We start from the raw sequence: 23,608 nt of genomic DNA, 5'->3' as shown, positions 1-23,608 counted from the left end.
CACCCAAGGAAACACGATGGCTGATTTTCTCGGTATGATGAAGCAGGCGGCGCAACTGCAATCCAAGATGCAGGCGATGCAGGAAGAGCTCGGCAATGTCGAGGTCGAGGGCATTTCCGGCGGCGGCCTGGTCGCCGTGCGCATGACCGCGAAGATGGAAGTGAAAGGCGTCAAAATCGACCCGTCACTGATGAAGGCCGAGGAGCGCGAAGTGCTCGAAGACCTGCTGGTGACGGCGCATAATGACGCCCGCCGCAAGGCGGAGACGGCGATGCAGGAAAAGATGCAGGCGCTGACCGGCGGGCTCGGCCTGCCGCCAGGTCTTGGTCTTACCTGAACGCTTGGTCTTACCTGAACGCTTGGCCCTACCTGAATGCTTGGTCTGATCTGAAATGGCTTCTGCGGTTGCCGGCCCCGAAATCGAACGCCTGATCCAGCTCCTGGCGCGGCTGCCCGGCCTTGGCCCGCGCTCGGCACGGCGCGCGGCGCTGCATCTGATCAAGAAGCGCGAGGCGCTGATGACGCCGCTGGCCGGCGCATTGCAGGTGGCGATCGACAAGATTCAGGTCTGCAAGACCTGCGGCAATATCGACACCCAAAACCCCTGCACGGTGTGCACCGATCCGCGGCGCGACGGCGCGATCATCGTCGTGGTCGCTGACGTCGCCGACCTCTGGGCGCTGGAACGGGCCAATGCGACCAATGGCCGCTATCACGTGCTCGGCGCCACGCTGTCGCCGCTCGACGGCGTCGGTCCGCAGGATCTCACCATCGACGCGCTGGTGGCGCGCGCGCACGATTCGCAGGTCAGCGAAGTCATCCTCGCGCTGAATGCCACGGTGGACGGCCAGACCACCGCGCACTACATCACCGACCTCCTGCAGGAAGCCAATGTCAGGGTAACGCGGCTCGCTCACGGTGTTCCCGTCGGCGGCGAGCTTGATTATCTCGACGAAGGTACGCTATCGGCTGCCATGCGGCAGCGAACGCTGTTCTAACCATCACAGACGGAACTGATCGACATGACGAAACGACGATTCGGCAAGCGCTCCTGCTTTGCGGCGATGGTGGCCGTGGCTCTGGCTGCGCCTGCCGCACACGCGCAGCAGGCCGAGCCCGCGCCGGCGAAGGCCGGCAAGCCGATCAATTCCGGTGACGTGCTGTCGGGTGAACTCAGCGCCATGAAAGTCCGTGGCGGCAAACGGGGTACCAAGGTCAGTACCTATCAGGTCACCAGCGAGCCGCGCCGGCTGCCGCCGCCGAATGGGCTCTGCAATCTCGAGACCGGCCCCGAGACGTTCCAGCTCATCACCAACAGCGACGCGCAGGCGGCGCAACTGAAGAATTTCATCGGCAAGGAAATCTCGGTGAAGGTCGATGAAGTCGCCTGCGCGCAGGACGCCGGGCAGATGAGCGAAGCCGTCATTACCAAATGGAGCGTGGTGACCAGGCACTAGACAGCTGTCGTCGCCCGGCTTGCCGCCTCCGCCAAAGCTTCGGCGAGCCAGCATAGGGAAGCCCTGGCGAAGCCTTGGCGTAGCCGGGACTGGGCGATCCAGTACGCCGCGGCATCGCGGCTTGATCCCAACAGCGGTGGGATACTGGGTCACCCGCTTTCGTGGGTGACGACAAGTGAGGCGCTAAACCTTCACCGGTCCCAGCGACGCAAAATGGCCGCGCCGCTGCAGCCAGGCCAGCAGGATCAGGCTGGGGACTGCGACCACGACGCAGATCGCAAAGAACAGCGGCCACCCCACAGCCTTCGCCACATAGCCGGCGCCCGACGACAGATAGGTTCGTCCCACGGCGGCCAGCGCGGTCAACAGCGCATACTGGGTCGCGGTGTGCAGGGGATTGCGGCACAGCGCCGACAGGTAGGCGACGAAGATCACGGTGCCGATGGCGCTGGTGAAATTCTCCGCCGTGATCGCGAACGCCAGCGCCCATTGATTGACGCCTGCCAGCGCCAGCCACGAGAACGACAGGTTGGCGACGGCCTGCAGCACGCCGCCGATCCACAGACTGGCCGCCAGCGAATAGCGCCGCGCCACGAAGCCGCCGGCAAAGCCGCCGATCAGGGTCGCGGCCAGCCCGACGCCCTTGACGATGGCAGCGTAGTCGTTGCGGGTAAAACCGAGATCGATCACGAACGGCGCGGTCATGGAGCCGGAAAACGCGTCGGTGAATTTGAACAGCACCACGAAAGCAAGTGCTGCCAGCGCGTCGCGCCGGGTCAGGAATTCGGAGAAGGCGCCGACCGCGGCCTTCAATACGCGCGCCAACGCGGTCTCGGTGCGGGTGGCGGCTTCCGCGCGTGCGGATTGTTCCGGCTCGGTCGCGGCCAGCGCGGTGACGGTGCCGATCAGCACCAGCGCCGCCATCACCACATAGCCCCACATCCAGGCATTGCTGCGCGCGATCCCCGTGCTTTCAAACCCGGACACGATGAACAGCGCGCCCGCGGTCGAGACCAGCATGCCAATGCGATAGGCCGCGACATAGGACGCCATGCCGGCGGCTTGCTCGCTCTCCGGCAGGCTCTCGACGCGAAACGCATCGACCACGATGTCCTGCGTCGAGGACATAGTCGCGACCAAAAATGCACCGAGCGCGACGAACAGCGGCGAGCGCGCAGGGTCCGTCAGCGCCAGCAGCAGGATTGCGACGATCAGCAGCAGTTGCGAAAACAGCAGCCAGCCGCGCCGGCGGCCAAAGGCGCGCGTGAACAACGGCACATGCAGCGCATCGACCAGCGGCGCCCACAGGAATTTCAGCGTGTAGGGTGTTCCCACCAGCGCAAACAGCCCGATGGTGCCGAGATCGACGCCGGACTCGCGCATCCACACCAGAAGCGTCGACCCCGAAAGGGCCAGCGGTAGCCCGGAGGAAAAGCCGAGCAGCAGCACGATCAGGACGCGAGGCTGCAGATAGACCGCAAGGCCGTCGCGCCAGGAGGTGGCGGGCTGAGGTGTGGTTTCAGGTGTGCTCATGGAAGGGTGTTAGCAGATTCGGCGAAGAAAACTGTCATCGCCCGGTCCCGACTACGCCAAGGCTTCGCCGGGGCTTCCCTATGCTGGCTCGCCGCAGCTTTAGCGGAGGCGGCAAGCCGGCGATGACAGTCTAATATGCGTTAGCAAAACTCAAATATACCCTACGCTCTACTCCCCCGCCTGCAGCTTGCGCGGCAGCGGGAACAGTTCCGGTGCGGCCGGCTTGACCGCGCGCGGCAGTTCGGCCGGGACGTCGGGCTTGCTGAAATCGAGTTCCTCGATCCGGCCGGCGCGCTTTTCGATCTTGTCGGCGGAGATCAGGATTTGCCGGACGTCCTCGTTGACGTCGCCGAAATGCTTCTGCAGCTTCAGCACGCGATCCCGCAGGCGGCCGAGGTCGTCGCCGAGGTTGAGCACTTCGGTACGGATCTGGTCGGCGGCGTCGCGCATCCGCGCGTCTTTGAGGATCTGCTGCATCACCTGGATCGCCAGCATCAGAAGCGAAGGCGACACCAGCACGACGCGGGCGCGGTAGGCCTTCTGGATCACGTCGTCGAAACCGTCATGAATTTCGGCATAGACCGATTCCGACGGCACGAACATCAGCGCGGTATCCTGGGTCTCGCCGGTGATCAGGTATTTTTCGGCGATGTCGCTGACATGCTTCATGACGTCGTTGCGCAGCCGCTGGCTTGCGAATTTCTTCTCGTCGTCGGTGCGGGCGTCATGCAGCGCGGTAACGGCCTCCAGCGGAAACTTGGCGTCGATGCACAGCGGCCGCTGGTCGGGCAGGAACACCACGCAATCCGGCCGCTTGCCGGACGAGAGCGTGTGCTGGAACTCGTAGGAGCCCATCGGCATGCCGTCCTGGACGATCGCCTCCATCCGCGCCTGGCCGAAGGCGCCGCGCGACTGCTTGTTGGCGAGCACGTCGCGTAGCGTCGTCACCTGCGAGGTCAGGTCGGTGAGATTTTTGTGCGCGTTGTCGATGATGCCGAGCCGCTCGTGCAGCACGCGGAGGCTATCCATCGTGTTGCGGGTGGTCTGCTCCATCGACTGGCCGACGCGGTGGGTCACCGAATCCAGCCGCTCGTTGACCGCCCGCGCCATTTCGGCCTGGCGGCCGGCCAGCGCCTGCGCCATGGCATCGACGCGGCCGGTGGACTGGTTCTGCGCCTGCAACATCTCGCTGAGGCGCTCTTCCAGTTCGTCGGCACGGATCGCCTGCGCCATCGCCAGTTCCGCGCCGCGGCGGCCCGAGCGGGCAATGACGATGGCGATCACCAGCAGCAGCACCAGCGCCAGCGCGCCGAAGCCGATCAGGGCTTCGCCAGGGCGAATCGGCAGGTCGCCGACCGTAAAAAGGATCTCGTTCATGCACGCCTTGTAGCCGATTCGGGCGCCGGAGCGAACGAAGAGGGAACATTTATGGTTAATAGCCGGTTGATTTTCGTGGTTAACAAAATCTCAAAAATCATGGTTAAGGCCGGGTTAATGGCTTCCTCGCCGCATTGACCCCGGCAAACCGGCGGCTTAAATCGCGCGACATGGCACTCAGAGAAATCATCATCCTGCCCGACAAGCAGTTGCGGCTCGTCTCCAGACCCGTCGAGAAGGTGACGACGGAGATCCGCAAGCTTGCCGACGACATGTTGGAGACCATGTACGACGCGCCCGGCATCGGGTTAGCCGCGATCCAGGTCGCGCAACCGCTGCGGTTGATCACCATGGACCTCGCCAAGCGCGACGAGGACGGCGAGACCACGCCGCGTCCGCGGGTTTTCGTCAATCCGGAAATCATCTCGTCCTCGGAAGAGCTGTCGGTTTACGAGGAAGGCTGCCTCTCGATCCCCGAATATTACGAGGAAGTCGAGCGCCCGGCGCAGGTGCGCGTTCGCTTCACCGACCTCGACGGCAAGGTGCACGAGGAAGACGCCGACGGCCTGTTTGCCACCTGCATCCAGCACGAGATCGACCATCTCAACGGCGTGCTGTTCGTGGATTATCTGTCGAAGCTGAAACGCGACCGCGTGCTGAAGAAGTTCACCAAGGCCGCGAAGCGCGCGGTGGAGTAGGCCTCGCTGTCATGCCCGGGCACGTCCCGGGCATCCACGCCTTCCTTTCTTGCCGTGTCAAAGACGTGGATGGCCGGGACAAGCCCGGCCATCACGATTAAACTGAATCCTCTCCGGGATATGTCGACGTCATGCCACTCCGCCTGATCTTCATGGGCACGCCCGATTTCGCGGTGCCGACGTTGCTGGAGCTGGTGGCCCATGGCCATGAGGTCGTGGCGGTCTACACCCGCGCGCCGAAGCCGGCGGGACGCGGCATGAAGCTGCAGCCGACCCCGGTCGAGCAGGAGGCGCGGCGGCTCAACATTCCCGTGCTGACGCCGAAGACGTTGAAGACAGCGGAAGCGCTCGACGAATTCCGCAGCCACGATGCCGATGCTGCCGTCGTCGTCGCCTATGGCATGATCCTGCCGCAGGCCATTCTGGACGCTCCGCCGCTCGGCTGCTTCAACCTGCACGGCTCGCTGCTGCCGCGCTGGCGGGGGGCAGCCCCGATCAACCGCGCCATCATGGCCGGCGATGTCGAGTCTGGCGTGATGGTGATGAAGATGGATGCCGGCCTCGACACCGGCGACGTCGCGATGGCGGAGCGGCTCAGGATTACCGACACGATGACGGCGTCCGACCTGCACGACGCGCTGGCGCCGCTCGGCGCCGACCTGATGGTGCGCGCGATGGGCGGGCTGGCGCGCGGCGGATTGCAGCTAGCCAAGCAGAGTGAGCAGGGCGTGACCTACGCCGCCAAGATCGACAAGGCCGAGGCGCGCATCGACTGGAACCGGCCCGCGCATCAGGTGCTGCGGCATATTCACGGGCTGTCGCCGTTTCCGGGTGCATGGTGTGAACTCGCAACGGATAGTGAGCCGGCCCGCCTGAAAATCCTGCGTTGCGAACCGGCCAAGGGCGCCGGGGCGCCGGGCGATGTGCTCGACGATCGCCTGACGATTGCCTGCGCGGATGGCGCGATCCGGATTCTGGAACTGCAGCGGGCCGGCAAGGCGCCGATGAAGTCAGCGGATTTCCTGCGTGGCACCCCGCTGATGCCGCCGGCGCGGCTTTCCTGATGCCCCGCTACAAACTCACCATCGAATATGACGGCACGCCGTTTTCCGGCTGGCAGATTCAGGACAACGCACCGACGGTGCAGGGCGCGCTGGAGACTGCGGTGAAAGCCATCTGCGGCGAGCAGGTTCGCGTCCATGGCGCCGGCCGCACCGATGCCGGCGTCCATGCACTGGGGCAGGTCGCGCATTGCGATATCCAGAAACCGTTTCCACCAGGCCGGCTGCGCGACGGGCTGAACGCGCATCTGCGTCCGCATCCGATCGGCGTGCTCGCAGCCGATATCGTGCCCGATGATTTCGAAGCGCGTTTCTCCGCCATCAAGCGGCACTACCGCTATCGCATCACCAATCACCGCGCCAATCTTGCTGTTGATATCGGGCGCAGCTGGCGGGTGCCGCGTCACCTTGATACGGACGCGATGCATGTCGCCGCGCAGCGGCTGGTGGGCAAACACGATTTCACGACGTTTCGCGACACCGAATGCCAGGCGAAGTCGCCGGACAAGACGCTCGACCAGCTCGACGTCATCAGGGACGGCAACGCGGTAAGCATCGTCACCTCGGCGCGCTCGTACCTGCATAGCCAGGTGCGCTCGATGGTGGGCTCGCTGGTCTGGGTCGGCGAAGGCCGCTGGAGCGCGGATGATCTCACCGCCGCACTGGCCGCCCGCAACCGCGCCGCCTGCGGCATCGTCGCTCCGCCGGAGGGGCTGTATCTGGTGAAAGTGGATTATTGAGCGGCCGTCATACCCCGCGAAGGCGAGGTATCCAGTACGCAGCGGCTTCAGTGACCGACCGAGACATCACGGTGTACTGGATCGTCCGCCTTCGCGGACGATGACAGATCAACCGAAATACCGGTCCAGTACGCCGCGATAAATCCGCGTCAGTTTTTCCAGGTCGGACACCGGGGTGCGCTCGTCGACCTGGTGCATGGTCTGGCCGACCAGGCCGAATTCGATCACCGGGCAATAGCTCGCAATGAAGCGCGCATCCGAGGTGCCGCCGCTGGTGCTCAGTTCCGGCTTGCGGCCGGTGACCTCTTCGATCGCACTGACCGCGAGGTCGGTGAAGGCGCCGGGCTTGGTCACGAACACGTTGGAGTTGGAATACTCCCACTTGATGTGGGCGCGGATGCGGTTGCCGCAGGCTTTCGCCAGCCGCTCCTCGACCAGGGCGCGCAAGCTGTCCTGGGTGTGGTTGTCGTTGAAGCGGATGTTGAACTTCGCGCGCGCCTGCGCCGGGATCACATTGCCAGCGGTGTTGCCGACGTCGACCGAGGTGAATTCGAGGTTCGAGGCCTGGAACTGGGCGCTGCCGTGATCGAGCGGCTCGTCGGAGATCGCCACGATCAGCCGCGAAATATCCGGCACCGGGTTGGCGGCGCGATGCGGATAGGCGACGTGGCCCTGTACGCCATCGACATAGAGCGTGCCGGACAGCGAGCCGCGGCGGCCGATCTTGATGCAGTCGCCGAGCACTTCCACGTTAGAGGGTTCGCCGAGTACGCAATGATCGAATGTCTCGCCGCGCTCGGCCACCCACTTCAACAGCTTGACGGTGCCGTTGACCGAGATGGCTTCCTCATCGCCGGTGATCAGGAACGAGATCGAGCCTCGACCGTCTTTTCGTGGCTTGCCGCCGTTGTCGGCGAGATATTGCAGCACCGCGGCGACGCTACAGGCGATGCCGCCCTTCATGTCCACGGCGCCGCGGCCGTAGAGGAAGCCGTCCATGACCTCGCCGGAGAACGCGCCTTGGCTCCACGCCGCCTCGTCGCCGACCGGTACCACGTCGGTATGCCCGGCAAAGGTGATGTGCGGCGCCGAGTTGCCGAGGCGGGCATAGAGGTTGTCGACATCCTCGGTGCCGGGCTCGCTGAAGGTGACGCGGTGCAGCTCGAAGCCGGCGGCCTTCAGCAGGTTTTCAAGGACACCCAGCGCGCCGGCATCGGCGGGGGTGACGGACGGGCAGCGGACGAGGTCGCGCGTAATGGAAACAGCATCATTCATAGCCCGGCTTAACATGCCAAACTGGCGGCGGGCCAGCCTTGCGCGGGACCATTTCGATCTCGCTCTGCTGGTCCCGAACCGGTTTTCGGTAGCCTAAAAAGCCTCAATTCTAGTCCCGCAGCAGCTCGTTAATGCTGGTCTTGGCGCGGGTCCGCTCGTCGACGCGCTTGACGATGACGGCGCAGGCGGTGGCGGGGCCGGGCTGGCCGTTCTTCAGTGGACGGGCCGGCAGCACGCCGGGTACCACCACGGCATATTCCGGCACTTCGCCGATGAAGGTTTCGCCGGTGTCGCGGTCCACGATCTTGGTGGAGGCGCCGAGGAACACGCCCATCGCCAGCACCGCGCCCTTGCGCACGATCACGCCTTCGGCAACTTCGCTGCGCGCGCCGATGAAGCAGTCGTCCTCGACGATCACGGGTTCGGCCTGCAGCGGCTCCAGCACGCCGCCGATGCCGACGCCGCCGGAAATGTGCACGCGCTTGCCGATCTGCGCGCAGGAGCCGACCGTCGACCAGGTGTCGATCATGGTGCTCTCATCGACATAGGCGCCGAGGTTGACGAACGACGGCATCAGGACGACGTTCTTGGCAATGAAGGCCGAGCGGCGCACGATCGCGCCGGGCACGGCACGAAAGCCGGCATCGCGAAAACGGTTCTCGCCCCAGCCCTCGAACTTCGAGGGCACCTTGTCCCACCACGACGCCTTGCCGGGGCCGCCGGGAATCGGGCTCATGTCGTTGAGGCGGAACGACAGCAGCACCGCCTTCTTCAGCCACTGATTGACCTTCCACTTGCCGCTGGCCTCGCGCTCGGCGACGCGGACCTCGCCCTTGTCGAGCAGCTCAAGCGAATGATCCACGGCGTCGCGAACTTCACCCTTGGTCGCGGTCGAAATGCCGTCGCGGGCATCGAACGCGGTGTTGACGGTGGATTCAAGCGCGGACAGGGACATCGGGATTTCCTCGAGGGGATAGTGGGGTATTTGGGCGAAGCCGGGAGGCTTTTTCGGGATTTGGCGGGGGAGAGTCAAGGCTCACTCTCCTGTCGTCACCCGCGAAGGCGGGTGACCCAGTACGCCGCGGCGCCAGCCGTTGAACCGATATAGTTGCGATTGCTGGGTCCCCGCCCCCCGTGCGCAATCGGCAGGGACAACGAGGAGAGGCTTACGCCAGCTTCTCCAAAAACCCGGTCAGGTCATCCGTGACGTAATCGACATAGGCCGCATCCCGGCCTTCCAGTTCCCAGTCCTCGCGCACCACTTCCTTGGCGCCGTCGGGCACCACCAGCACCGTGGTCATGCCGAGCTCGTGCGGCACCACGAGGTTGCGGGCGAGGTCTTCGAACATCGCCGATCGTGCAGGGTTGACGCCGTGGACGCGCAGAAACTTCTGGTAGGTCTGCGGCGCCGGCTTCGGCTCCAGTTCGGCGGCGATGATGTCGAACACCGCCTCGAAATGTTGGCCGATGCCGAGCCGGTCGAGAACGGCGCCGGCATGATCGGTCGAGCCGTTGGTCAGGATCAGCTTGCGTCCGGGAAGTTTTGCGATCGCAGCCCCCATCGCCGGGTTCGGCTCCAGCGGCGAGTGGTCGATCTTGTGCACATAAGCGAGGTAGTCGTCGGCGTGCACGCCGTGTTCGGTCATCATGCCGCGCATGCTGGTGCCGTAGCGCTTGTAATAATCCTTCTGGATCACGCGGGCTTCGTCCGCGGGTATTTTCAAATACGCGCCGATGAACTCGCCGATCCGGGCATCGACCTGCTGCCAGAGATTGACGTGGTGCGGATACAGCGTGTTGTCGAGGTCGAACACCCAGGTGTCGACATGGCCGAAGCTGCGGGGCGAGGCGGTCTTTATCATATTCCACTCACGGTCATGCCCGCGAAGGCGGGCATCCAGTACGCCGCGGCCTTCGAGTGAATTATTGACGTCAGTGAATACTGGATCACCCGCTTTCGCGGGTGATGACAACAAGAGTGCGTGACGGGTTGGCCCATCACGGCAGCGCAAACCGCAGCGTCTTGCCGCCGCCTGACATGTCGACGGGGGCAAAGCCGATCGGGGCGAGGCCGCGGCTGCCGCAGTCGCTCTGCTCGGAGAATTCGAACTTGCTCTCGCGGGTGCAGAGTTCTTTTCCGCCGCCCCAGTTCAGCGGCCGGTCCTTGATCCTGATGGTGCGGTTCTCGCTATCGACCGCTTCGGCAAAGCTGAATACCTGCCTGGGCTGGCCGGTAACGTCGGGGTGCAGGCACTTGCCGGGATCGATGCGATACCAGCCACGGCTGGTGATGGCCTTGCCGTCGTCGGTGGCGACCGCGGCCATGATCTTGTGCGGCGTGTCGTTGCACCAGGTCAATCCGGTGGAAGACGGCGTCTGCACCGCGTCGATCATGGCGGTGAAGAAATTCGGCGACTGCACGATGTCGGCGGCGAGCCCGCGGCTCTTCAGGAACGCGCTCAGCGCTGCCTGCGTCTTCGGCCCGTCGACGCCGTCGATCGGGGCGGCGTCGTAGCCCGCGATCACCAGAAGCCGCTGGATGCCGGCCAGCCGCGCCTGCTCGTCGTCATATTCGGAGTCCTCGGCGAGGTAGGCGACCAGATGGCCGTCGTCGGTCGGGGTCGGCGTGATCTGGGTGAACGGCGCCGGCGTCTGCCCGGCGCGGCACTGGCGGGCCGCGGCGATGACGAAATTCTCCGGCGCGATGCACAGCGTGTCGCCGCCGTTCTGCGGGATCGGCGAGGCGCCGTAGACGCCGAGCGCGCGGGCGTTCAGCAGGATCCGGTCGGCGGTCAGCGGTCCCTGCAGCACCACGCGGCAAGCCGCCGGGTCGATACGAAACCAGCCGCGCGTCGCGGTGGCGGATTTGTCGTCGATGCCGATCGCGGCCTCGACCACATAGCTCATGCGGTTGCAGAGTTTGAGATCGGCAAAGGCAGGTGCCGCCGAGACGAACAGCGAGATGGCCGCCGCTGGCAGCGCCATGATGATGCGAGTTAGCGTGGAGCGTGGCCGTCGCTGCGTTCCCCGTTCGTCATGCCCGGGCTTGACCCGGGCATCCACGTCTTTCTTCCCGTGACGAGCAAACAAGACGTGGATGGCCGGGGATAGGCGAGCGGAAGCGACGCCGTCCTTCAGACGGCTACGCCCGGCCATGACGGCCTGTATGCGCGTTGCCGCTGTAGACATCACTTGTGGATCAGCGTGCCGGTGCCTTGATTGGTGAACAATTCGAGCAAGACCGCATGCTGCATCTTGCCGTCGATAATGACGACGCCCTGCACGCCCTGTTCCAGCGCGTAGATGCAAGTTTCGACCTTCGGGATCATGCCGCCGGAAATGGTGCCGTCGGCGATCAATTTGCGCGCGTCCTTGATCGACATCTCCGGAATCAGCTTCTTGGATTTGTCGAGCACGCCGGGAACGTCGGTCAGCAGCAACAGCCGCTTGGCCTTGAGCGCGCCGGCGACGGCACCGGCAAAAGTGTCGGCGTTGACGTTCAGCGTCTGGCCGTCATGCGAGGTCGCCAGCGGCGCCAGCACCGGAATCAGCTCATAGCCGATCAACTGGTTGAGCAGCGTCAGGTCGACCTTGTCGGGATCGCCGACGAAGCCGAGATCGATCGCCTTTTCGATATTGGAATCCGGGTCGACCATGGTGCGCGTCGTCTTCGACGCCTTCACCATGTTGCCGTCCTTGCCCGAGAGGCCGACCGCCTTGCCGCCGGCTTCGTTGATGTAGCCGACCAGTTGCTTGTTGACGGAGCCGGCCAGCACCATCTCGACGATCTCGATGGTGGCGGCATCGGTGATACGCAAGCCAGCTGCGAATTCCGACGTGATCCCGAGCCGTTTCAGCATAGTCGCGATCTGCGGACCGCCGCCATGCACGACCACCGGATTGATCGCGGTCTGCTCCAAGAGCACGATGTCGCGGGCGAATGCCTTGGCGGTTTCTTCCGCACCCATGGCGTGGCCGCCGTATTTAATGACGATGGTTTCCTCGTCATATTCCTGCATGTGCGGCAGCGCTTCCGACAGGATGCGGGCCTGGTCGAGGGGGCTGATATTCGGCACGTCGGTCATGAAGCGGGTCTCGCCATTCCAGATGTCGGGCGGGGTTCTATCTGATTGGCGGGCAGGGCGCAAAGTGGGGGATCATCGGATTCGTAGCCCGGATTGAGCTTCGCTCCATCCGGGCTACGGAATTCTCAACCCCGCCGCGGCCAGGCGGCAGCGATGCCCAGCGCGAGCCAGCTTGCGATCAGCAGCGTGCCGCCGGTCGGGGCTGCCATCGGAAACAGGCTGTGGCCGGCATATTGGCGCAAGGTCAGGTCGCCGGCGAACAGGCTGGCCGCAATGACGAAGCCGAAGGCCGACAGCATGCCGAGCCGCGCATGAAGCAGGCCGCGGTCGGCCAGCGCAACGGCGCCGAGCACGGCCGTGGCGTGAAACAGCAGCATCGATGACGCCGATGCCAGCCGCGATGCCTCGGTGCCATGCGCGGCCGCGGCCGCCAGCACGACACCATCGGTGCCCATGACGGCGGCGAGAACGATCAGGATACGCGAGGTGCGGGACATCAGCTTCGCTCACCTAGGAGGCGCACCATCGCGGCGCGCAGTTCGGGCATGCCGGTACCGTTCTTCGACGACGTCACCAGTACTTCGGGAAATGCCGCGGGATGCTTGGCAAGGGCGGCCGTGGTTTCCTCGATATGCTTCTGCAGCTCGGCCGGCTTGACCTGGTCGGCCTTGGTCATCACCACCTGATAGCTCACCGCCGACTTATCCAGCGTCTTCAGCACGTCCTGGTCGACGTCCTTGATGCCGTGGCGGGCGTCGATCAGCACATAGACCCGCGCCAGCGTGGCGCGTCCGAGCAAAAACTGATGGATCAGCTTGGTCCAGGAGGCGACCTTGGTCTTCGGCGCCGAGGCGTAGCCATAGCCGGGCATGTCGACCAATCGAAGCCCGGCGTTGTCGGGGCCTTCGAAGAAGATCAGTTCCTGGGTGCGGCCCGGCGTATGCGAGGTACGCGCCAGCGCGCTGCGGCCGGTCAGCGCATTGATGAGGCTGGATTTTCCGACATTGGAGCGACCGGCAAACGCCACTTCCATGCTGGCCATCGGCGGCAGCGTTTCGATCGAGGGCGAGGCCCAGACGAACTGCCATTCGCCGGCGAACAGCTTTCGCCCCTGCTCGATCAGCTTCGCATCAGTTTCAGCGTTCATGCGAAGGGGTTCCATCAGGGGCGCGAAGGCGGCCCAGCCGTCATTGCGAGCCAACGGGTAGGGCGAATGCCCGCCCGCTGACAGGCTCCGCGAAGCAATCCACCTATCCGCGGCGGCAGTATGGACTGCTTCGTCGCTTCGCTCCTCGCAACGACGAGGAGGGTAGAATCACGTCTTCTCGGCGACCTTCTTGGAGGCGAACGTCGCCTTGATATTGTCGAACAACTCCACCTTCACGCCGTTCTTGCGCATGATGAAGCTCTGCTGCAGCACCGACAGCGTGTTGTTCCAGGCCCAGTAGATCACCAGACCCGCCGGGAAGCCCGCCAGCATGAAGGTGAAGATCAGCGGCATCCAGGCGAAGATCATCTGCTGGGTCGGATCCGGCGGCGTCGGGTTCAGCTTCATCTGGAACCACATCGTGATGCCCATGATGATCGGCCAGATGCCGAGCGCGAGGTAATGGCCGAACAGCGGCAGTTGCGTCGGATCGTAATGGAGCAGGCCGAACAGCGTGAACAGGTTGGTCGGATCGGGCGCCGAGAGATCCTTGATCCAGCCGTAGAACGGCGCGTGGCGCATTTCGATGGTGACGAACAGCACCTTGTAGAGCGAGAAGAACACCGGGATCTGCAACGCGACGGGAAGACAACCGGCGATCGGGTTGATCTTCTCCTTCTTGTAGATCTCCATCATCTCCTGCTGCTGCTTCTGCCGGTCGTCCGGATAGCGCTCCTTCAGCGCGGCGAGCTGCGGCTGCACCGACTTCATCTTCGCCATCGAGGCGTAGGACTTGTTGGCGAGCGGGAAGAACAACAACTTCACCAGCACGGTCACCAGCAGGATGGCGATGCCGAAGTTACCGACCAGGTGATAGAACCAGTCGAGCGCCAGGAACATCGGCTTGGTGATGAAGTAGAACCAGCCCCAGTCGATCAGGAGATCGAAGTGGTTGAGCCCGAGCTGCTTGTTGTAGCCGCCGAGGCCGGCGAACGGGAAGTTGATGCCGACCACGCTGGCTTCCTTGGCGCCGGCGAACAGCCGCGCATTGGCGCTGGCGGTGCCGCCGATCGCGACCGTCTGCGGTTCCTGCAGATAGTCGGTCTGGTAGGTCCTGACGGTGCCGACGAGGTTGGAAGAGTAGCGCGCCTGCAGCTTGGCGGTAGCGTCGGGCAACAGCGCCGACGCCCAGTATTTGTCGGTCATGCCGAGCCAGGCATCGGTGACGTTGAAGGCGACCGACTTGGCGTCGTCGATTTTCTTGTAGCCATATTCCTGCAGGCCGTCGGCGCCGAGATAGCCGATCAGGCCTTCGTGCAGGATGTAATAGCCCGAGACCTGCGGGGTGCCGTGGCGCGAGATCAGCGCGAACGGATACAGCGTCACCGGCGCGGTGCCGACGTTGGTGACGTCGTCGCGGATGGTGAAGAGATAGCGGTCGTCGATCGCAATGGTGCGGCGGAAGGTGAGGCCGTCGCCATTGTCATATTTCAGGGTCACCGGATTGCTCGGCGACAGGCTGCCTGTGCCTTCCTGCTGCCAGACCGTGTTCTGGTCGGGAATCCGCGCGGTCGAGCCGGACGCCGGGACCCAGCCGAACTCGGCGTAATAGGGGCTTGCGGTGTTCGAAGGCGAATACAGCACGATCGGGGGCGATGCCGGATCGACGGTTTCACGGAACTTCACCAGCGACAGATCATCGATGCGCGCGCCCTTCAGCGAGATGCTGCCGATCACGCTCGGGGTCTCGATCTTGACGCGCGGGGTGGCGGCAATCGCGGTATCGCGGCTGACGACGGCGGCGGCTGCTGCCGCCGGGACATTGGCGGGCGCGTTGGCGGAGGGTGTCACACCCGGGGTGGTCGAGCCGGGCGTGGTCTGTGCCGTCGGCTTGGCCAGTTCGGCCTGCGTCTGGGTTTGCGCCCGCTGCTTTTCCATCTGCGGCACGTTGTAGAAATACTGCCAGGCGATCAGCACGATGCCGGACAAAATGACGGCCAGGATGGTGTTGCGATTGTCGGTCATCGTTTCAAGGTCTCGTCATTCAAGTCGGTTTACGGCTGCCATCGCCGGTTCGCGATGGTTGCCGGTCGAGCCGGTGCAGCGCCGAGCGCAGGTCGTCGAGCATGGTAGCGAAATCGCGGCTGAGTGCGGCCCGCCGGCCGACTAGCACATAATCATGGTGCGGTCGCATCGATATGACGTCCAGCCGCTTCACCAGTTCGCGAAGCCTGCGTCGGATGCGATTGCGCTCGGGCGCGTTGCCGTTCTTTTTGGTAACGGTGAAACCGATCCGGACCGGGCCGTCATCGTCGCGCGCGCGGCCCTGCAGCACGAAGGCAGCGCCGTTCGCCCGCGCGCCATTGGCAACGGCGAGGAAGTCCGCCCGCTGCCTTAGCCGATCCATATTGTAATCTCCGGAAGATCCGGCTCAGGCGCTCAGGCGCTTGCGGCCACGTGCACGGCGCGCGGCGAGAACCTTGCGGCCGCCGGTCGTGGCGAGACGGGCGCGGAAGCCGTGACGGCGCTTGCGCACCAGTTTGCTTGGTTGATAAGTCCGCTTCACGGGTAGTTCTCCGCTGACCGGGCAATTTGCCTGTTGAATTGAGATAAGTCCGATGATGCTGGCCGGCCCGAAACGAGGCCATTTACGGCCCCAAATGAGCCGCCCCCGGAGAACCGGGCCATCACGGACAGTTGGCGCGGCTTATACGGGAGCGTCCCGTTTTCGTCAATGTCACGCAGTGCCGCAAAAGCGGTTCTTTGAAATGGCGCAATTAGGTCGAATATATCTGTTTTCGCGGGGTTTTTAACGGTGATACGGCGGCGCGCACCGGGCTTTCGGAACCCGCCAACATGAGCGATCGGTAATTTGACCGGTTGGGGTTGCGAAACGCATCCTCGGAATCAGCTAGTTTGGGGTCAGGAACGGTTTGGGGCCTGGTTTTGGGGGCCGTCCGGCCCCAAAAACAGGGTTATCAAGGGCGAATATCAGGTGTCAGGGATCGACGACCAGCCGACCATGGAAGCACCACGGCCCGCGCCGCGGCGGCGCCTTGGCCTGTCCGGCAAGCTGCTGCTGCTTACCATTCCCCTCGTCATGATCGCCGGCCTGATGATCTACGTGCCCGCGATCGCGAATTTCCGGATGAACCGGCTGAACGACCGGCTGGCGGCGGCCAATACCGCAGCGCTGGTGCTGGATGCCGCCCCGTCGGGCATGGTTCCGGACTCGCTGGCGCGGCAGATCCTGACCAGCGTCGGCGCGCGCGCGGTCGCCATCAAGATGGGCCAGCAGCGGCGCCTGCTCGCCAGCGCCGACCTGCCGGATGCGATCGACCATGACATCGACATGCGGACCATGACCGCGTGGTCGGCGATCGTCGATTCCTTCGAGACCATGCTGGAGCGCGGCAACCAGACCATCCGCGTGGTCGGACCGGCGCCCGGCGGCGCGCAATTCATCGAGGTCGTGATCGACGAGCTGCCGCTGCGGCAGGCGATGTACCGGTTTTCGCGCAACCTGCTGGTGGTGTCGCTCGGGATCGCGATGCTGACCGCCGGCCTAGTATATCTTGCTCTGCATTATCTGTTCGTGCGGCCGATGCGGCGGCTGACGGCAAGCCTCGTCGGTTTCCACGAAAACCCGGAGAGCTCGGCGCGAATTATCGTGCCCAGCCAGCGCGGCGACGAAATCGGCGTTGCCGAGCGCGAATTGTCGGACATGCAGCGCGACCTGGTCTCGATGCTGCATCAGAAGAGCCGGCTTGCCGCGCTCGGGCTGGCGGTCTCCAAGATCAACCATGATCTGCGCAACCTTTTGGCGTCGTCGCAACTATTGTCGGATCAACTGTCCAGCGTGCCGGATCCGCGGGTGCAACGCTTCGCGCCGAAACTGATGCGCTCGCTGGAACGCGCCATCGATTTTTGCCAGTCGACGCTGTCGTATGGCCGCGCGCAGGAAGCCGCCCCCGATCGCCGCATGATTCTGGTCGAGCCTGTCGTGGCCGAGGTGCGCGATTCCGCCGGCCTTGCCGCCGACGCGTCGATCGGCTGGATCAACGCGATCGAGCGCGGGCTCGCCATCGACGCCGATCCGGACCAGTTGTTTCGCGTGCTGCTCAACCTGGTGCGCAATGCGGCCCAGGCGCTGGAAAACCGCCCCAAGGGCGATGCGGCGACGATGCAGATCCGCATCACCGGCCGCCGCGAAGGCTCGGTCGCGATCATCGAGGTTTCCGACACCGGCCCCGGCGTGCCGGCGCGCGCCCGCGAGCATCTGTTCGAGGCGTTCCAGACCTCCGGCCGCCCCGGCGGCAGCGGGCTTGGGCTGGCCATCGCCGCCGAACTGGTCCGCGCCCACGGCGGCGACATCCACCTGGTCGAGGGTACCATCGGCGCCACCTTCCGGATTTCGATCCCGGACCGCCCGGTGGAACTGCAAAGCATCCGCAACGAGCGGGCGCGGGCGTAAGCCGCGGCACCCGTCATTCCGTGGCGATGCGCAGCATCGAACCCGGAATCCAGAGGTAATTAGCCCGAGATTCCCCGATGTGCCGCGCACATCTGAGGTTCATCGCTTCGCGATGCCCCGGAATGACCCTCAATTATCGACCCACGAACGGCGTTTCCCCCGCTTGCCAATTGAGGCCGGAGCGGGTAGCTAGAGCCCTCTTCGCGAGGTTTCCGGGCTTTGTATCGGATGCATCCGGGCCTCAGGTTTAAATGCCTTGGGCCCAAATGCCTGGCGAAAAACGCGCCCGTAGCTCAGCTGGATAGAGCACCAGACTACGAATCTGGGGGTCAGGAGTTCGAATCTCTTCGGGCGCGCCAGTTTTCCGTTCAGCACTGACCACTCCAAGAGGCAGATCCTTCGCAAGTTTGTTGCAGTCGAGATGTCGTATCCCGGGTGAGCGCGCCTGCATCACGAAGCGTTTGGCGAAATAGCGCCCCAAGGCCGGGTCCCACGCGGGATCACCGCGGCTCCGACCAAAATATCGAAAACAACCCCATGCAAAGTACCCGTGGCCGTCGGAATTGACGGTTTGGACCGCCGCTTGAAACGCCGGGCGAATCAATAGGTTTCGCGTGGCGGTCAAAGGCCCGGGCAGGCGTGGCCCGTCAAGGCCGTCAGCCGGCGGAGCCGGGCGCGCGGAAGGCGCGAGCCTTGACGGGCGTCGGCTGGTCCAGCAGCGCGCTTAGCAGCGCCAAGTTAGATCGGCCTCGGCCACACATTGCACTGACCTCTTGAGCGCACAGCAGAAGCCGGATTCTTGCAATGTGCGGCGATGCCAGGAAAATTGCGATAAGTCTCTGCGCTGTCACACGACCGGCCGCGGCGCACCTTGGGTGCTTTATCCTGCTATCAAGCGGTCGATGTTTCGCGCGTCGCCGGTCCTGCGCTATCGTTCGCCAAACCGCCATCGGACAAAAACCAGGACAAGCATGACGCGAGCAGCCTCCGCGTGGATTTGGCGCAGTTGATATGCCGGGTCTTTGTCGACCGCAGGTGCAGCTCATGTCTCTTAGCCGGTCGAGGGCAGAACGCCGGAGCTGCCGCGGCTGCGCCGGTCGTTTGCAATTCGGGCGCGGCAAGGCGACAGGCAGGCCAGTCCCAATCGGACGTAAATGTCCGGTATTGTGGATAGCGGACGCTAAAGCAGACGTCGCAAAATCGACGCGATTGACCCGAAGCCGACCTTGCGCCGATGCTGCCGGAGGCGCGGTGCGGGGCTCGAAAATAGATTCGTAGAGCATGTCGTTTTGGCGGTCCGCCGTTCGACTGGGTGTCGGCGGAGCCACTTCGGTTGTGGCTGGAGCTCACAATGTGACTGGATCTTACGGAGGTTGGCAATGACGATCTCGCATCGATTTATCGAGACAAATGGCATTCGAATGCACCTGGCCGAAGCAGGGAGCGGCCCCACCGTGCTTCTCTGCCATGGCTTTCCGGAGTGCTGGTATTCGTGGCGGCACCAATTGGAAGCGCTCGCCGCCGCCGGATATCGCGCCATCGCGCCCGACATGCGTGGTTACGGGCAGACGGACAAACCTGATGCGATCGATCAATACACTCTATTGCATTTGACCGGAGACATGGTCGGATTGCTCGACGCGATCGGCACGGATCAAGCAGTCGTTGTCGGACATGATTGGGGAGCGCCGGTCGCTTGGCGCTGCGCTCTGTTCAGACCGGATCGATTTAGGGCCGTCGTTGGCTTGAGCGTGCCGTTTCAGGTGCGTGGTCCCAACCGACCAAGCACCGTCATGCCGAGGACCGAAAAGCAGCGCTTCTATCAACTGTATTTCCAGACGCCGGGCGTTGCCGAGGCAGAACTCGAAAAAGACGTCCACAACGCAATCAAGACGACATTGTTCGCCCTATCTGGCGATGCGCCGGTTGAAGATCCTGCGTCGCTCACGATGCTTCCTAGTGAGGGGGGTTGGCTTGATGGGAAGCCTACAACCCAATCATTGCCAACGTGGCTCACGGACAGTGACATCGAATTTTACGTTGAAGAGTTCAAGCGCACCGGCTTTGGAGGAGGTTTGAATTGGTATCGCAACATTGATCGCAATTGGGAGTTGCTCGCACCATGGTCCGGCGCAAAGGTTCAGGTCCCGGCACTCTATGTCGTTGGCGATCGAGACGGGGTTTACAGATCGCCGAGTTGGAGCCATCTCGTCCCTAGCCTGAAACAGTTCGTGCCCTTGCTTCGCGAGACAATAGTCTTGAAAGGTTGCGGTCATTGGACTCAGCAAGAGCGCGCCAAAGACGTAAGCAATGCGCTCTTGGAATTCCTGAAACAGTTATAGATCGCGAACGGGGACTTGCGTAGACGCGGAAAGCAACGCAACGTCGCGTTTTGTGCATTGGCCCTTCGCGTCTATCTGGGAGGCTGATCGAGATTACCGCTATTGAGGGGTAAGCGGAGCACCCCGCAACATCGGGGGATCCACGATGCGTAGTGCTAGGTGGCAGAGCATCGTAGACTTGCCGATTGTAGCGTATCGCGGGCTTCGGCATCATAGGGGAATCGCGAGGGAGTAGTGCCCATCGTCATCGGCCGTGGTGCGCCAGTTTGCGATTTTGTACGATATCGTGGCCGGCTGCTTGCAAATTGCACATTATGCCGCCGAAAGCTCCGCGTCCGAACTGATCGCCTGTTGCTTGGGCCCATCGCAAAAGTGTTTGTGATCGGTCGGGTTTGCCACACTGCAATCGGGAGACGGCGGGCTGGTCGTGTCCATCCGGACAACCATCTCCGCTTGGCTTCCGGCACCAAGCGATCCCTAATCTGGGCGCCGCGCCAGGTTCAAGTTCCGGGCCTTGTCCAGATTGCGGGCCTCGGCCAGCGCGGCCGCGCTCGGCAAGAGGGCCGATGCAAGGTCGGTCTCGGTGAAATCGGCGCCGGCGACATTGGCGTCGGATAAGTCGGCTCCCGCAAGGTCGGCTTTGCTGAGGTTGCAATTCGTCAAATTGGCGTTCTGCAGCTGCGCAAATTCGAGATCGGCGTGCGAGAGATTGGCGCCGCTTAGATCAGCATTCCGGAGATCGGCGGATTTGAGCACGCCACGCATCAGGCCCATCGATTGGTTGCGCATATCAGCGCTCAAATCGGCGCCCGCAAGCTTGGCCCCGATCAGGCTGGCACCGGAAAGATCGGCGGTTATGCGAGCGCCGCTCAAATCGGCGCCGCCAAGCCTGGCGCGTTGCATCTGCGTGCCGAGCAGCGACGCCTTTACGAGGGATGCCTCCGTCAAATCTGCGTCGATTAGCCAGGCCTGGTTCAGGATGGCCCGATCGAAGCGCGCGCCTTTCAGGCTGGTCAGGTTGAGCTTTATGAGATGAAGATTGCCGCCGGAGAAGTCGAGGCCCGAGAGATCGAGGTGGGACAGTCGCTTTCCCTCCAAATCTGCGGTGTGTCGGTCCGAGGGATCTTGACGCGCCGCCTTGAGAAGCGCCTCGACCTCGGCGCGCGTCATCTCCGACGCCGTCATTTCGGGACTGTTGAGGTCGACGCTGCGCAGCATGTCCTGCGACACGGCGTCAATCGGATCAACTAGCAGCGCCATCACCGACACAAGAGCAAATGCGAGACGAAACAGCATCGCTGTCTCTCCGCTCTCCGGTAACCCGGTATTGCCTGACGCATTCTTCGGGTGGTCGCACCGTCAGGTTAGCTGGTCGAGGTGCGCCTCCGGCTTATGCCAGAGTATGTAACCGGATCATGATCCTGGCAATGCCCGTGACCGCCCCGTCCGAGGCAAAGCTGCCCGCGAGGGCGAAGTGCCAGATCGCAGTCTATCGCAGTCCTGGCGATTTGGAGCGCGCAACCAGGACGCTGCATCATAGGGCTACGGTGAACGCGTAGTGCTTCATCGGCCGCGGCGCGCCATTTATAGTTCTACGCTGGCGTATCCAGATTTGTGCCGCCGCTCGCCAAGTCTGCGGTCGGGTTGCTCGCGGATGGAACTGTTTGGCGGTCCGCCAGTTAATGCGATTGTTTCTCATCCCATGGAGATAAGCATGAAGAAGCTCATTCTCGCATCAGCATGCGCTCTCGCGCTTGGGGTTGGCGGCGCAATGGCCCAGACGCAGCCCACGCCCGAGGCCTCGCCCGGCGTCGCCAAGCACGCGTCCAAGCACACGACGCACATGAAGCATGCGAAGCACATGAAGGAGACGACTGGGCAAACCACCGGCATGGCTCGCTCGAAGGAAACGACCGGGCAAACCACCGGCATGGCGCCCTCGAAGGCCAAGCAGCCCAGCGCGCGCTACTAAGCTCTTGCGTGTCCAGGTCAACTGCGGCGGCCACGCCCTTGCGGTACAGCAAACCGGCTCGGATAAGGCGGTCGTGTGACGAGCCGAGGTTCCATCTCTGCGTTGCGCACCACCGCGGCTAACGGCGCGTGAGAAAATTCACGCGCCACGGCCAAGGAATGGCGAAGGAATAGTGCCCATCTTCATCGGCCGCGCTTCATCGGCCGCGGCGCTCCATTTTGCCACCATTCAGGATAAACAGCGAACCGCGCGTCGGTGCCAGTGCAATTCGCGCCAGCCGGCCTAAAGCGTTTTCGAGTGCTTCCCCTGCATTCCTGATGGCTGGATGATTGATGCGCGATGGACCCGCGCGCCGAAGGTTTACTTTCGCGGTAGTCGAACCCTAGCGCGCCTGGACGTGCGGAAGCGACGAACTCGCGTACGCCTCTGGGAGGCGATCTTGCGAATCATCAGGCCGATCTCTGGCTCGCTGTCGGGTTTGAATCCGTACGCCGACGGAAGTATCACGGGAGCGCACGATCCGCGCAGTGACGGGCGGGCACTCGGCTTGTGATGCAACAAAACGCGCCTCGGCGCGCTTTCAAAAACAGCGGGCGGACCGTCCCTAGCCGCCTGGAGCCCCGACGGCTGGGACCCCGCCGCCCGGCCTCAAGACCTCTTGTTGATCTGCCTCGTTCGACGCTCACGCCTACTCAAGGTTAGTGGGCACCAAAGTGCTCGTCATCCGATTAAGGCCCGGCAGAGCGATTTGACGCAGCGTGGCGAGTGCAGTTTCGGAAAGGAAATCTGCATCGTGGGTATATCGCTGCTGCGGACGCTCGATCCGATATTTATACTCATCGATTTCAGCTTCACGCCTCAAACCAAAGCACTTCTCGATCCGGGTATGCCGCAACGACCTCCGCTTCGATATGCATGAGATCGGGCAGATTGAGCCGGTCTCGCATGCTAGCGTCGGTGCGACGGTTTTTCGGGTTGGATCGACGCGATGTTGCCGGTCCAAATCGAAGCTGCTCGACAAGAAGACGATGCCGGCGAGTCCACCGTTCGAATATGCGCAGCACGACCGCGCGTTGACTGCCGACGGGGCACAGACTTTGCGCCCCAGCCGACGAGAGTATCCGAGAGTATCAACGTCGATCGGATAGTCGAGGATACGCACATACTAGGATACGCACATACGAGGATACACCATGTCCAAGGATCATGACGAAGCCTCGCACGGATCGCAGGACGCGCGGCGCCATAAGCTTGACCATCAAACGCGAAACCAATGGCTTGATAAGGACGCTGGCCTTCAGGCCGCGTGGCGTGCCTCCAGCATGACGCGAGATGATTTTATCCGGCACAATGAAGACTTAATCGACAAGGTTATAACCGATAACCTTGGCTAGGCGCGCTGACCGGCACGCCATTCAGAACAAAACCGCCAACACCAGGCCGCACA

General features: G+C 63.4%; 23 protein-coding genes and 1 tRNA gene. 11 read left to right on the top strand and 13 right to left on the bottom strand.

The window, feature by feature from the left end:
• Window positions 1-16: 16 nt before the first annotated feature.
• Genes FFI89_RS32590 through FFI89_RS32580 form a run of 3 tightly spaced genes read left to right on the top strand, consistent with a single transcriptional unit; the run spans window position 17 to window position 1,457 of the window.
• Complete coding sequence (locus tag FFI89_RS32590) at window positions 17-337, top strand: YbaB/EbfC family nucleoid-associated protein (protein ID WP_138831554.1); 321 nt, start codon at window positions 17-19, stop codon at window positions 335-337.
• Between the two features lie 55 nt (window positions 338-392).
• On the top strand, window positions 393-998 hold the full coding sequence (gene recR / locus FFI89_RS32585; protein WP_138831553.1) for a recombination mediator RecR: 606 nt from the start codon (window positions 393-395) through the stop codon (window positions 996-998).
• A 24-nt stretch (window positions 999-1,022) separates the two neighbouring features.
• On the top strand, window positions 1,023-1,457 hold the full coding sequence (locus FFI89_RS32580) for a hypothetical protein (protein ID WP_138831552.1): 435 nt from the start codon (window positions 1,023-1,025) through the stop codon (window positions 1,455-1,457).
• A gap of 183 nt (window positions 1,458-1,640) precedes the next feature.
• Here the strand turns inward: FFI89_RS32580 and FFI89_RS32575 are convergent, their stop codons facing one another.
• Window positions 1,641-2,990, bottom strand: a complete 1,350-nt coding sequence (locus tag FFI89_RS32575; RefSeq protein ID WP_138831551.1) for an MFS transporter — start codon at window positions 2,988-2,990, stop codon at window positions 1,641-1,643.
• A 168-nt stretch (window positions 2,991-3,158) separates the two neighbouring features.
• Complete coding sequence (locus FFI89_RS32570; RefSeq protein ID WP_138831550.1) at window positions 3,159-4,367, bottom strand: DNA recombination protein RmuC; 1,209 nt, start codon at window positions 4,365-4,367, stop codon at window positions 3,159-3,161.
• Window positions 4,368-4,537: 170 nt separating this feature from the next.
• Here FFI89_RS32570 and def point away from each other — a divergent pair, with 170 nt between their 5' ends.
• From def to truA, 3 genes are all read left to right on the top strand, one after another.
• Entirely contained in the window at window positions 4,538-5,065 is a 528-nt protein-coding gene (def, locus tag FFI89_RS32565) for a peptide deformylase (RefSeq protein WP_138831549.1), read from the top strand.
• A gap of 131 nt (window positions 5,066-5,196) precedes the next feature.
• Window positions 5,197-6,129, top strand: a complete 933-nt coding sequence (gene fmt / locus FFI89_RS32560) for a methionyl-tRNA formyltransferase (protein WP_138831548.1) — start codon at window positions 5,197-5,199, stop codon at window positions 6,127-6,129.
• Window positions 6,129-6,866: a tRNA pseudouridine(38-40) synthase TruA gene (gene truA, locus FFI89_RS32555; protein WP_138831547.1), complete on the top strand. Its 738-nt coding sequence runs from the start codon at window positions 6,129-6,131 to the stop codon at window positions 6,864-6,866. The genes fmt and truA overlap by 1 nt, the downstream gene beginning before the upstream one ends.
• Window positions 6,867-6,974: 108 nt before the next feature.
• Here the strand turns inward: truA and dapE are convergent, their stop codons facing one another.
• From dapE to rpmH, 10 genes are all read right to left on the bottom strand, one after another.
• Entirely contained in the window at window positions 6,975-8,141 is a 1,167-nt protein-coding gene (gene dapE / locus FFI89_RS32550; protein WP_138831546.1) for a succinyl-diaminopimelate desuccinylase, read from the bottom strand.
• A 109-nt stretch (window positions 8,142-8,250) separates the two neighbouring features.
• Complete coding sequence (gene dapD, locus FFI89_RS32545; RefSeq protein ID WP_138831545.1) at window positions 8,251-9,096, bottom strand: 2,3,4,5-tetrahydropyridine-2,6-dicarboxylate N-succinyltransferase; 846 nt, start codon at window positions 9,094-9,096, stop codon at window positions 8,251-8,253.
• A 211-nt stretch (window positions 9,097-9,307) separates the two neighbouring features.
• Window positions 9,308-10,003, bottom strand: coding sequence for a pyrimidine 5'-nucleotidase (locus tag FFI89_RS32540; protein WP_138831544.1), 696 nt, complete (start codon window positions 10,001-10,003; stop codon window positions 9,308-9,310).
• Window positions 10,004-10,139: 136 nt separating this feature from the next.
• A complete protein-coding gene (locus tag FFI89_RS32535) occupies window positions 10,140-11,126 on the bottom strand; it encodes a DUF1036 domain-containing protein (RefSeq protein ID WP_168213205.1) in 987 nt (328 codons plus the stop codon).
• Between the two features lie 203 nt (window positions 11,127-11,329).
• Window positions 11,330-12,226 (bottom strand): acetylglutamate kinase, encoded by an 897-nt coding sequence (argB, locus tag FFI89_RS32530; protein ID WP_138831542.1) that lies wholly within the window; start codon window positions 12,224-12,226, stop codon window positions 11,330-11,332.
• A 125-nt stretch (window positions 12,227-12,351) separates the two neighbouring features.
• Entirely contained in the window at window positions 12,352-12,723 is a 372-nt protein-coding gene (locus tag FFI89_RS32525; protein WP_138831541.1) for a DUF423 domain-containing protein, read from the bottom strand.
• On the bottom strand, window positions 12,723-13,373 hold the full coding sequence (gene yihA, locus FFI89_RS32520; protein ID WP_138831540.1) for a ribosome biogenesis GTP-binding protein YihA/YsxC: 651 nt from the start codon (window positions 13,371-13,373) through the stop codon (window positions 12,723-12,725). Before yihA ends, FFI89_RS32525 begins: the two co-directional genes overlap by 1 nt.
• A gap of 168 nt (window positions 13,374-13,541) precedes the next feature.
• Window positions 13,542-15,398 (bottom strand): membrane protein insertase YidC, encoded by a 1,857-nt coding sequence (yidC, locus tag FFI89_RS32515; RefSeq protein ID WP_138831539.1) that lies wholly within the window; start codon window positions 15,396-15,398, stop codon window positions 13,542-13,544.
• A 19-nt stretch (window positions 15,399-15,417) separates the two neighbouring features.
• A complete protein-coding gene (gene rnpA / locus FFI89_RS32510) occupies window positions 15,418-15,780 on the bottom strand; it encodes a ribonuclease P protein component (protein WP_138831538.1) in 363 nt (120 codons plus the stop codon).
• A 24-nt stretch (window positions 15,781-15,804) separates the two neighbouring features.
• Window positions 15,805-15,939, bottom strand: a complete 135-nt coding sequence (rpmH, locus tag FFI89_RS32505) for a 50S ribosomal protein L34 (protein ID WP_006609582.1) — start codon at window positions 15,937-15,939, stop codon at window positions 15,805-15,807.
• Window positions 15,940-16,395: 456 nt separating this feature from the next.
• Between rpmH and FFI89_RS32500 the strand changes: the two genes are divergently transcribed.
• The 3 genes from FFI89_RS32500 to FFI89_RS32490 all read left to right on the top strand — a co-directional run bounded on the left by FFI89_RS32500 (window position 16,396) and on the right by FFI89_RS32490 (window position 20,189).
• A complete protein-coding gene (locus FFI89_RS32500; protein ID WP_138835913.1) occupies window positions 16,396-17,847 on the top strand; it encodes a sensor histidine kinase in 1,452 nt (483 codons plus the stop codon).
• A 282-nt stretch (window positions 17,848-18,129) separates the two neighbouring features.
• Window positions 18,130-18,206: transfer RNA gene (locus FFI89_RS32495), tRNA-Arg, on the top strand.
• Window positions 18,207-19,226: 1,020 nt separating this feature from the next.
• On the top strand, window positions 19,227-20,189 hold the full coding sequence (locus FFI89_RS32490; RefSeq protein WP_138831537.1) for an alpha/beta fold hydrolase: 963 nt from the start codon (window positions 19,227-19,229) through the stop codon (window positions 20,187-20,189).
• Window positions 20,190-20,666: 477 nt separating this feature from the next.
• On the opposite strand, the gene FFI89_RS32485 is transcribed toward FFI89_RS32490, so the two are convergent.
• Window positions 20,667-21,485: a pentapeptide repeat-containing protein gene (locus tag FFI89_RS32485; RefSeq protein ID WP_138831536.1), complete on the bottom strand. Its 819-nt coding sequence runs from the start codon at window positions 21,483-21,485 to the stop codon at window positions 20,667-20,669.
• A 418-nt stretch (window positions 21,486-21,903) separates the two neighbouring features.
• Here FFI89_RS32485 and FFI89_RS32480 point away from each other — a divergent pair, with 418 nt between their 5' ends.
• Window positions 21,904-22,161 carry a hypothetical protein gene (locus FFI89_RS32480; protein WP_138831535.1) on the top strand — a complete coding sequence of 86 codons (258 nt, stop codon included), beginning with the start codon at window positions 21,904-21,906 and terminating at the stop codon, window positions 22,159-22,161.
• Between the two features lie 1,193 nt (window positions 22,162-23,354).
• Window positions 23,355-23,555 carry a hypothetical protein gene (locus tag FFI89_RS32475; protein ID WP_138831534.1) on the top strand — a complete coding sequence of 67 codons (201 nt, stop codon included), beginning with the start codon at window positions 23,355-23,357 and terminating at the stop codon, window positions 23,553-23,555.
• Window positions 23,556-23,608 lie beyond the last annotated feature (53 nt).

This window comes from Bradyrhizobium sp. KBS0727 (assembly GCF_005937885.2).
In the GTDB taxonomy this organism is placed as follows: domain Bacteria; phylum Pseudomonadota; class Alphaproteobacteria; order Rhizobiales; family Xanthobacteraceae; genus Bradyrhizobium.
The sequence above is the reverse complement of the archived record's forward strand: the minus strand, read 5'-3'. Positions and strand labels throughout refer to the sequence as shown.